The 11,065-nt window shown below is 29.2% G+C and carries 8 protein-coding genes; 1 reads left to right on the top strand and 7 read right to left on the bottom strand.

The window, feature by feature from the left end:
• The first annotated feature begins 170 nt into the window (after positions 1-170).
• Complete coding sequence (locus Q1A46_RS17380) at positions 171-2,276, top strand: von Willebrand factor type A domain-containing protein (protein WP_299681870.1); 2,106 nt, start codon at positions 171-173, stop codon at positions 2,274-2,276.
• A 30-nt stretch (positions 2,277-2,306) separates the two neighbouring features.
• On the opposite strand, the gene Q1A46_RS17375 is transcribed toward Q1A46_RS17380, so the two are convergent.
• From Q1A46_RS17375 to Q1A46_RS17345, 7 genes are all read right to left on the bottom strand, one after another.
• Positions 2,307-3,065: a hypothetical protein gene (locus Q1A46_RS17375; protein ID WP_299681868.1), complete on the bottom strand. Its 759-nt coding sequence runs from the start codon at positions 3,063-3,065 to the stop codon at positions 2,307-2,309.
• A gap of 21 nt (positions 3,066-3,086) precedes the next feature.
• Positions 3,087-3,812, bottom strand: coding sequence for a YebC/PmpR family DNA-binding transcriptional regulator (locus tag Q1A46_RS17370; RefSeq protein ID WP_299681866.1), 726 nt, complete (start codon positions 3,810-3,812; stop codon positions 3,087-3,089).
• Between the two features lie 104 nt (positions 3,813-3,916).
• A complete protein-coding gene (locus Q1A46_RS17365; protein ID WP_299681865.1) occupies positions 3,917-5,104 on the bottom strand; it encodes an OmpA family protein in 1,188 nt (395 codons plus the stop codon).
• Between the two features lie 164 nt (positions 5,105-5,268).
• The gene (locus Q1A46_RS17360) at positions 5,269-6,003 is read right to left on the bottom strand and encodes a LytTR family DNA-binding domain-containing protein (protein WP_299681863.1); all 735 of its coding nucleotides are present in this window, start codon (positions 6,001-6,003) and stop codon (positions 5,269-5,271) included.
• Entirely contained in the window at positions 6,003-7,781 is a 1,779-nt protein-coding gene (locus Q1A46_RS17355; RefSeq protein WP_299681862.1) for a tetratricopeptide repeat protein, read from the bottom strand. Before Q1A46_RS17355 ends, Q1A46_RS17360 begins: the two co-directional genes overlap by 1 nt.
• A gap of 46 nt (positions 7,782-7,827) precedes the next feature.
• Positions 7,828-9,471, bottom strand: a complete 1,644-nt coding sequence (locus Q1A46_RS17350; RefSeq protein ID WP_299681861.1) for an acyl-CoA carboxylase subunit beta — start codon at positions 9,469-9,471, stop codon at positions 7,828-7,830.
• 62 nt (positions 9,472-9,533) lie between these two features.
• Positions 9,534-11,018, bottom strand: a complete 1,485-nt coding sequence (locus tag Q1A46_RS17345) for a helix-turn-helix domain-containing protein (RefSeq protein ID WP_299681860.1) — start codon at positions 11,016-11,018, stop codon at positions 9,534-9,536.
• Positions 11,019-11,065: the final 47 nt, after the last annotated feature.

Genomic DNA, 11,065 nt, shown 5'->3' with positions numbered 1-11,065 from the left:
TGTTTAGTTAGTTGAAGAAAAGGTCAGTATTACATAGCTACTGGCCTTTTTGTTTTTTATAAAATCTAAAAAATAATAATCTGTTTACTCATTCAAATAGGCATTTCGCTAATTCTATGTTTTATAAACTCATAACTATAAATAGCTTTGATGCTATAAATTTTGTAGTTATGAAAAAAATAATTCAATTACTTGTTTTAATACTATACATTCCTTGTTCATTCGGGCAAGAGAAAACAATCACAGGTGTAGTATCCGATGAACAGAATAATGTACTGCCTTTTGTAAATGTTTTTATAAAAAACACGAAAAAAGGAACTACAACAGACATTAATGGAAAGTATGTTATAAAAGCATCTAAAGGAGATATTTTGGTTTTTTCACTAATAGGGTTTAAAAAAGAAGAAAGAAAGGTGAAAACTTCTTCTGTAATTTCTGTTACTATGAAAGCTGAAAAAGTTGAATTAGAAGAAATTGTTATAGTAAACGAAGTAATTGAAGCTGTAGAAGATGATGCACAAGAGTCAATTCAATATAATAAAGTAATTCCAGCGCCTAAAAAAGAAAAAACTAGAAGAGGAAGAGTAAGACGAAATAATATGTCTGCAAATTTATATTACAGAGGGTTTGTTTCTTCACCAACTAAAGAGTTGAAAATTAGAGGAACTTCTAGCTTAGAAGGAACAAAAGATCCTCTTTTTATAATCGATGGAATTCCTGTTAAAAAGAATTTAAATAAGACACTTCAGAATATAGATCCAGAAAAAATAAAAAGTGTAAATGTTATAAAACCTAAAAATGCAAAAGCTATATATGGAGTTTCAGGTAGTCATGGTTGTGTAATTATAACAACCAAAAAAGGAGATTTTCAAATAGAAAATCAGGAAAATTATAAAGAGATAAACGAGAATCATTTTGAAAGAGTAACATTATCTCCTTTATCTACATTTTCAATTGATGTAGACAAAGCATCTTACAGTAATATTAGAAGAATGATAAATAGTGGGATTTCTATTCCTGCTGATGCTGTTAAAATAGAAGAAATGATTAATTATTTCGAATATCAATATCCACAACCAAAGGATAAACATCCATTTTCAATTACTACAGAGGTTACTAAAACACCATGGAATGATGTTACCAAATTGGTTCGTATAGGTTTGCAAGGAAAAAAATATGAGCAAGATGAATTGCCAGCTTCTAATCTTACTTTTTTAATAGATGTTTCTGGTTCTATGCGAGGATCTAATAAATTACCATTATTAAAAAAAGCATTTAAATTATTAGTAAATCAATTACGAGCGAAAGATAAAGTTTCCATAGTTGTTTATGCAGGAGCGGCTGGAGTTGTGTTAGAGCCTACATCAGGAAATAATAAAGTAAAGATTTTAAAAGCATTAAATAATCTTAGAGCTGGAGGTTCAACAGCAGGAGGAGAGGGAATTAATTTAGCATACAAACTTGCGGAGAAAAACTTTAAGAGAAATGGTAATAATAGAGTAATTCTAGCAACTGATGGAGATTTTAATGTTGGTGCATCATCAGATAAAGCAATGAAAACATTAATAGAAGAGAAAAGAAAATCAGGAGTATTTTTATCGGTTTTAGGTTTCGGTTATGGAAATTATAAAGACAGTAAGTTAGAAACTTTAGCAGATAAAGGAAATGGAAATCATGCTTATATAGATACGATGCAAGAAGCTCAAAAAGTGTTTGGAAAAGAATTTGGAGGTACTTTGTATACAATTGCTAAAGATGTGAAAATTCAGGTAGAATTTAATCCTAAAAAAGTTCAAGCATATCGTTTAATAGGTTATGAAAATAGATTGTTAAATGACGAAGACTTCGTAGATGATACAAAAGATGCAGGTGAGTTAGGAAGTAATCATAGTGTAACAGCTTTATATGAGATTATTCCTTCTGGAGTTAATAGTGAGTATTTAAAAAATATCCCAGATTTAAAGTATACAAAAGCTATAGTAAATGATTATAACGATGAATTATTAACGGTAAAGTTTAGATATAAAAAACCAAAAGGAGAAAAAAGTATAGAGTTAATAAAAACGGTAAAAGATAAAACTACTGTAGCTACAGATGATATGAACTTTACATCAGCAGTTGCTCTATTTGGAATGCATTTAAGAGGTTCTAAATATAAAGGAGATTCAAAAATAGAAGAAGTTATTCAACTTGCTAAGAAAGGAAAAAGTAAGGATGAAGAAGGTTTTAGGGGTGAATTTGTTAGATTGGTAAAAGCTCATATAAGTACCAATTAAACAAAAAAGGATCGCAATTGCGGTCCTTTTTTAATATTGATAATTCATTTCTCTTCGACTATTATCACTCTTTAAAAAAGTAATATTTATTGGTTGATTAAAATCGTTTACTTCAATGTCTACGAGTGTTTCATCATCACTGTATCTAATATACTGTGGTGAGTTTTGTATTCTTCTGTAAGAAATTGCAGTATGATTATAAAATGGGTTTTTAATATCTGAATATGAATATCTCGTAGTTCTCGATGAAGCTATAGTTCCATCAGGATAACGGATATTAAAAACTCTTTCAATTAGTTGGTCTTGACTATCATATTCAAACCTGTAAGTAACACTATTTCTAGTTGATTCAATAACTAAATCTCGAGTATTATATTGATAAAATTGATCTTCTTGTTCATTGTTATCGAATGTAGAAGTAGTTGAGGTAATTAAATCACCTTCGTAATTATAATCGATTCGTTCAATACTATTTGTGTTTTCTCTTTTTAAAGTATAGCTATAAGTATCATAATCACTATCATTATCTTTTAAATTGATACGAATTATGTACTCTGAGCTTCTTTCAGGATTTAGAAAGTAATCTGATTTAATATCAATTCTGGTAACCATGTTGTTAGAGTTGTAGAAATAATCAGAAACTCTTCTAGAAATTACTACATCATTACTGTCATAGCTTGTAGATATAACTCTATTTACTAACGGACTCCCGTCTGCTGTTCCGTTCTCAGCTGGTCCACAAGCAGATAAAATTACAAGTGAAACTAAAGTGTAAAAGAACTTTTTCATAATATGTGTAAATAATAAATCTTATTGAACTTCCATACTATGATACACTTGATTTACATCATCATCTTCCTCTAAGCGTTCTAATAATTTTTCTACATCTTCTTGTTGTTCTGCGGTAAGTTGAGTTGTTGTAGTTGGAATTCTTTCAAATTCTGAAGAAACAATTTCAATATTATTTTCTTCTAAATATCCTTGAATCGCTCCAAACTGACCAAATGGAGCATATAACATTACACTATTATCTTCTTCATCAGTAAAAACTTCTTCAACTTCAAAATCGATCATTTCCATTTCGAATTCTTCAAGATCCATTCCTAAAGATTCCTCTTTTACTTTAAAGTTCACTACATGATCGAACATAAAAACTACAGATCCAGAAGTTCCTAAGTTTCCGTTACATTTATTAAAAGCAGCTCTTACATTTGCTACAGTTCTATTATTATTATTTGTTGCTGTTTCTACAACGATAGCAATTCCATGAGGAGCGTATCCTTCAAACAAAACCTCTTTATAGTTTGCAGTATCTTTATCTGAAGCTTTTTTAATGGCACGTGCTACATTATCTTTTGGCATGTTAGCAGCCTTTGCATTTTGAATAACAACACGTAAACGAGAATTGGTTTCTGGATTCGGTCCACCTTCCTTAACAGCCATTACGATATCTTTACCAATTCTAGTAAAAGTTTTCGCCATTGCTGACCAACGTTTCATTTTTCGTGCTTTTCTAAATTCAAATGCTCTTCCCATTTCTTACTGTGATTAATTTAATGTTAGCAAATGTAAAAAAATCAAAGTACTTATAAAAAAGAAACACCATCCGTTTAAGATGGTGTTTTTAGTGATTTAATTCGTTATTGTTTTTTTACAAATTCGACTCTTCTATTGTTGGCTTTTTCTTCAGGCGTTTTATTCGTATTTAATGGTTCGCTTTCACCTTTACCAATAATTGATAAACGCGCTGCATCTATACCTTGATCAATAATAGCTTTTTTTACAGCTTCAGCTCGGTCAGAAGATAATTTAATATTGCTTTCGTGATCACCATCATTATCAGTATGACCAATAATATCAAATTTCCAATTTTTATTTTCATTTAAAACATTCACTACTTTATTTATGATTCCTAAAGATGATTTTTTAATGTTTGATGTTCCACTGTCAAAAATGATTCCATTAGTTACATATTTTCCATCAGCAACTATTCGCTTATACATTTGTCCGCCTCCATGAGCAATACGAATGTTTTTTATGGCTAAATAAGGATGCTGTTTTTTTCCTTGATAATAGCACCATAAGTTTAAAGCAAAAATTTCTGGATTACTATCGAACTTAGGAATGTTAGAAATACGTTTATTATCATAGTACATTTTAAATTTCCCTTTGTAATATGAAATAGAAATATGATGCCAATCATTCTGATTCCCCAACGGAACTCCTTCAACTTTAAAGTTTTTGTTAGATGCCCAACCTCTAGTTTTTTTAGTAGATTCATCAAAAACAACTTCGACACTCTTATTGTAAATATTTGAATCAAAGAATATTTCATTCTCCATATGCCAAATTTTTTCATCAAAGAAGTTAGGAATTAATACATCATATTCTATTGTGAATTCATCTCCTAAATACCCAGTTTTATCAAAAAAAGGTTTTATAATATTGGCATTTTCGGCAGTCAGAATAATAACTTTTTCTCCGTTTAATTTTGCTACTTCGGCATTTCCTTTGACCAAATCCCAACGAGAAGGAAATTCTCCAGTTTCTTCAAATTGTAAATCGTCGTAAAAAATTACGTTTTCACCAGGAACAAATTTGAAATTTCTCCACAAGTTAGGAGCATCTGCTGAAATTTTTTCCGAAGAAGCTTTTTTACCTTTACTACCTTTAGTTTTACTGCTTGGATTAATAGTTTCATCGATTTCTTTTTCTACTATTTTTTCTGCTTTTTTCTTTAGTTTTTTCCAAAATTGTGCTTGAACGTTAATATTGAAACCGAAAAAAAAAGTACAGCAGATGATAAGAATCTTTACAATTCTGTTCATAGTTATTTGTTTTTAGTTGTATTTAATTCTAGTTGAGAGGAATTAAATAAGATTATTAGATTTATTGTAATTTTAAAATAACTGTTTTGTGAATTGTAGAAGAGGTCTTTATTGAATTACAAGAGAATTGTTTTGAATTTGAAGCGATTTCTTTTGAGACGGTATTATAGTTTTTTTAATGCTTGAATTAATTGTTCTTTTTTCCCTTTAGAAACAGGAAGAATAGTTTTGTTGGATAAAAGGATTTCTTCATTTTTTTTGTGAAATTTCTCTACGTATTCAATATTGATTAAGTAGCGCTGATGAATTCTTATAAAAGAATAAGGAGCTAATTTTTCATCAAAAGATTTTAAAGATTTAGAAACTACAATTTCTTCTTTATTTTTTAATGTGAAAATCGTGTAGCTATTTTCTGATGAAGCATAAATAATTTCTTCAATAGGAACAACATGTAAATGATCAATATCTGATAAAACTATTTTCTTACTTTGAGAATTATAATTGTGTAAAAAGGTATCTAATTTTTCTTTTTGATCATTATTAATTTTATTTTCAATTACCTTATCAATTGCTTGGCATATTTCGTTTGGAGTGAATGGCTTTAAAATAAAATCTAAAGCACTAAACTTAAAAGCTTGAATAGCGTATTTGCTGTAAGAAGTGATAAAAATAATTTTAAAATCAGCTTTAGGAAATTCCTTAAGAATCGAAAAACCTTCACCATCATCTAAGTTGATATCTAAGAAAATAAAATCTGGTTTATATGTGTTTAAAATAGAAATACCTTTTTCTATTGAAGTGGCAGTACCCAAAACTTTAATTGAAGGAAAGTTATTTTTTATGATATCCTGTAATATATCTACAGTGTTTTTGTTGTCTTCAATAATTATACAATTCATTAGTAACTTTTCTTTGGGAATAATAAAGAAACTGTTGTGCCGCTAGAATTAGATTTGATCTCTTTCTGTATTAAATAGTTATGGGTTTTGGATAAGTTTTTAATACGTTCTTCTATTACATCTGAGCTTGAATATCGTTCTAATAAATGGTTGTTATTTTTACTTTTTACTCCCTTTCCATTATCACTAACAATAACTCTTATAAAGTCATTATTATTGTGATAACTAACAGAAACCAATCCGTTTTCTATATCTTTAATTCCATGTTGTAATGCATTTTCTATAAATGGTTGAATTAGCATAGGAGGAATTAAATATTCTGAAATTTCATCACTACTTTCAATTGAGAACTCTACATTATTCTGAAAATTACTCTTTTGTAAATTTAAGTAAGCCTGCATTGCATTAAAATCTTCTCTTACAGTAATGAAGTCTTTTGAAGTATTTTCAAACATTGAACGCATTAACTTACTGTAATTAGAAAGGTAGTTTAAGGATGTTTCTTTCTGATTTTTATAAATATAAGATTGAATATTATTCAAAGAGTGAAATAAAAAGTGAGGATTTAATTGTGTTTGAAGAAGTTTGTTCTGTAAAAAAGCTTTTTGTAAAGATTGTTTAGTTTTTTCATTTTTGAACCATAAGAATAAAAGTGTTCCTAATAAGAAAACAGTTACAATTCCTCCAATTAAAAGGTTATTTTGATTTTTTATTTTACTTTCTTGAAGTTCATTTTTAGTATTCAAAAAGTTTATTTGTTGTTCCTTTTTATCTGATTCGTATTTTTCAGTGATTTCAGTGATTTTCTCTTTTTCTTTCTTTTCAGTTAAAGAATCTTTAATTTGATCTTTTAATTCAGAAAAATCTAGTGCTTTTTTATAATTTTCTAATCCAGTGTAAGCTTTTTTGTAATTGTTATAAATATAGCTTTTTAGAGCTCCATTTGATTTTGGTAAGGCGCTATCTAAATAAGTAATCGCTTTTTGATATTCCTTTTTCAGTAAATATGTATGTGCGATATTATTGTATGTAAGCGAAAGGTTTTTATTTGTAGTTTTTTTCTTTAAATCTAGACTTTGTTTACCATAAAATAATCCTTTGTTGTAGTTGTTTTCTATGTCGGTATAATACAAAGAAAGATTAGAATAAATGATGCCTAAAACACCATTAATGTTATTTTTTATTGCTAAACTTTCAGCATCTAAAGATGCTTTTTTAAATTTTGTATATTTTTTGTTCTCACGATAGATATTTGCAAGATTTGAAAGTATTTGAAGTTTTAATAACTCATTTTTTCCTGCTAAATCAACTACTTTTTCTAAATAATTTTGTGCTTTTTCGTAATTCTTAAGTTGAGCATTAATAACTCCAATATTAGAATAAGTGTTTAGAAGTAATTGCTGTTGTTGCGATTTTTCAGTTAAAGAAGCAGCTTTTACATAAAGTTTAAGAGCTTGTTCTAAATCACGTTTTTTATATAATACAGTTGCTAAATTATGCCATATCTGTCCTTCTATATGAAAAGGGGAAGATTTAGAAAGTAGCGAAGTTAATACTGAATCTGCTTTATTGAATTCATTTCTAAAAATGTAAACGCTACTTTTTTGAATTTGAGCTTTGGTTATTAAAGTATCTAGATTTGTCTCTTTTGCGAAAGACAGTGCTTTTTCAGAATAGAAAAAAGCACTGTCTAAATTCTTTAAAAGGAAATTCTTAGATGTTTTGATATTGTTTTCTGTCTTTTCAGATAAGGTGTTTTGACCTTTTAAGTTGGTCAAAAAAATAAAACAGAAAGCTAGAAAAAGTTTCCTTTTAAAATTCATTTTATACTTGAATTACACCTAAGTTAAAAGGTTTTTCAATTGGAGCATGATTAGCGGCTTCAATTCCCATTGAAACCCATTTTCTCGTGTCTAATGGATTAATAACTCCATCTGTCCAAATTCTTGCTGCAGCATAATATGGAGAGATTTGCTCGTCGTATCTAGATTTTATTTTATTAAATAATTCTGCTTCTTTTTCTTTTGTGATTTCTTCACCTTTTTTCTTTAAAGCAGCAGTTTCTATCTGTAATAAAACTTTTGCAGCTGAAGCTCCACTCATTACAGCTAACTCTGCACTTGGCCAAGCTGCGATTAATCTTGGATCGTAAGCTTTTCCACACATGGCATAGTTTCCAGCGCCATAAGAATTTCCTATAACAATAGTAAATTTTGGTACTACCGAATTACTTACAGCATTTACCATTTTTGCTCCATCTTTAATAATTCCTCCGTGTTCAGATTTACTTCCTACCATAAATCCAGTTACATCTTGTAAGAAAACTAAAGGAATTTTCTTCTGATTACAATTAGCAATAAAACGAGTCGCTTTATCCGCAGAATCAGAGTAAATAACTCCACCAAATTGCATTTCGCTAGGTTTAGTTTTAGCTCCTTTTGATTTTACAATCTTTCGTTGATTCGCTACAATTCCAACAGCCCAACCATCAATTCTTGCATAACCTGTAATTATTGTTTGTCCGTAACCAGCTTTATATTCATCAAATTCAGAATCATCAACTAAACGCTCAATGATTTCCATCATATCGTATTGTTCATGACGAGCTTTTGGTAAAATTCCGAAGATTTCATTTTCATCCTTTGCCGGTGATTTGCTTTCAGTTCTGTTATATCCAGCCTTCTCAAAGTCACCGATTTTATCCATTACATTTTTGATTCTATCTAAAGCATCTTTATCATCTTTTGCTTTGTAATCAGTAACTCCAGAAATCTCACAATGCGTAGTTGCTCCACCTAAAGTTTCGTTATCGATAGCTTCACCGATTGCAGCTTTAACTAAATAACTTCCTGCTAAGAAAATACTTCCTGTTTTGTCTACGATTAAAGCTTCATCACTCATAATTGGTAAATAAGCACCACCAGCAACACAGCTTCCCATAACAGCAGCGATTTGAGTAATTCCCATGCTACTCATTACAGCATTATTTCTAAAAATTCTTCCGAAATGTTCTTTATCTGGAAAAATCTCATCTTGCATTGGTAAATACACGCCAGCAGAATCCACTAAGTAAATAATTGGTAGTCTATTTTCTATTGCAATTTCTTGAGCTCTTAAATTTTTCTTTCCAGTGATAGGAAACCAAGCTCCAGCTTTTACAGTCGCATCATTTGCTACAACGATACATTGTTTACCTTTTACATATCCAATTTTAATAACTACACCTCCCGAAGGACATCCACCATGTTCGGTATACATTCCTTCTCCAGCAAAAGCACCAATTTCTATGCTGTCTGTATCGTCATCTAATAAATATTCAATTCGTTCACGGGCAGTTAACTTTCCTTTTTCGTGGTGTTTTTGAATTCTTTTTTCACCACCACCTAATTTAACTTTAGCTAATCGTTGTCTTAAATCCGAAGCTAATAGCTTATTATGATCTTCGTTTTTATTGAAGTTAATATCCATAAAGTAGTCTGTTTGTTTTGTGATTGCTAAAATAACAAAATCAATGCAGATTTTTTAAGCTCTTAAGTATAGGATTTTATAATGTTATTAACTGTGTTTTCTATTTCTTTATATCGTGCTCTTTTCTCTAAAATCCATGGTTCAGATACACGTTCTTTACAGTCTTTTACAGCACAAGATTCACAGGTGACACCTACCAATTGTTTTTCAAAAGTATCTTCTTTTAAAAAGTTTACTTTTCTTTTCAAGTGTGGAGATAAAAGCATACCGATACTGATACTCCTATAAATGTCTTTTTTGAAAGGATCTTTGTTAGCTGATGATAATACTAAATATTCGTTGTTTGAATTTTGGTACGATGAAATTTGAATTCCTGATGCAGATTTTTGTTGGTCTGAAGTGATAAAATTTTGAATGGTTTTCAAGGAAACCCACCTTCTGCAATAGTGTTCTTGATTTCGATTTGCGTGTGGTGATTGTTGCTGTGTAATATGTAATTCTTTACTTAAACGATATTTCGGAGCATCCTTTTTATAAGTGAATCGTAAAAAGAATAGGTTTTTAATATTAAAAGCTTTTGGTAAAATATTAGTTAAACGCTGATAAAAAGTCTCGTCTGAACAATTATAACTTTTAATGATTTTATGTAATCGTAGTGGATTCCAATCTTCTTTATCGAATAATTCTTTTAATTGTTGAATCAATTTTTTCTTTGGAATAATTAATGCTCCAGCAAAATAGGAAGCAATAAAATTATTTAAAACCTGATCGAAACTTTCAAATTTTATCCAAGGAAAAGTATACAAACGATCTTCAATTTTTAAAAAGTTATAGGCAATTTCTTTGGCAAGAATAAAAGTTCTTTGAGCTTCAGAAATTTCATTAGTTAATAAAAGAGTATTCTTTTTAGGAATGTATATGTTACGTAAATCTGTTAAGTTTTTATGTTTAGATAATTCTTCGGTATCTATTTTATAATTGAACTCTTCTTTTAAAACTTCTTCTAAATCTGCAGAAGTAATTTCTTTAGTTAAATCTATGTGATACGATTTTGCAAACTTCTCAACACTATCTTCAATATCTTCAAAATAATTATTGTGAGCTTCCTGGTAAGAACGTAAAGAAGCTAGGAAGAAACTTTCTCGGGTTAAATTATAATTCTGAGATATCTTAATTATTGTACTAATAAAAGCATTCACTTTAGCAGGAGCATTAGCAACAATATCTATTAAGTTGTTTTCTTGAATACCGAATAAGTCTAACGGAATTTCCTTTAGAATTTTAGACTGTAAAATTTCTCCAATAGGAGCTAGGTTTTTATCAAGCTTTAAAGAAACCAAATGATCATAAGGAACTTCTAAGCTATCCGAAAGAATTGCAATCTTATCTGTTTTAGGATATTTTTTTCCTTTCTCTATTTCATTTAAATACGATTTAGATAACCCTGTAAGTTTAGCTAAGCCAAATAAAGAAAGGTTTTTCTCTGTTCGTATTTGCTTAAGTTTTAGCCCAAAAATTAGGCGAATATATTCGTCTTCTATGATCATAAAATCAAATGTAAAGAATAAAGCGAACTTATAAAAATTAAAATTTT

The sequence above is a fragment of the uncultured Tenacibaculum sp. genome, assembly GCF_947502995.1.
Classification (GTDB): Bacteria; Bacteroidota; Bacteroidia; order Flavobacteriales; family Flavobacteriaceae; genus Polaribacter.
This window is presented reverse-complemented; position numbering and strand designations above follow the sequence as displayed.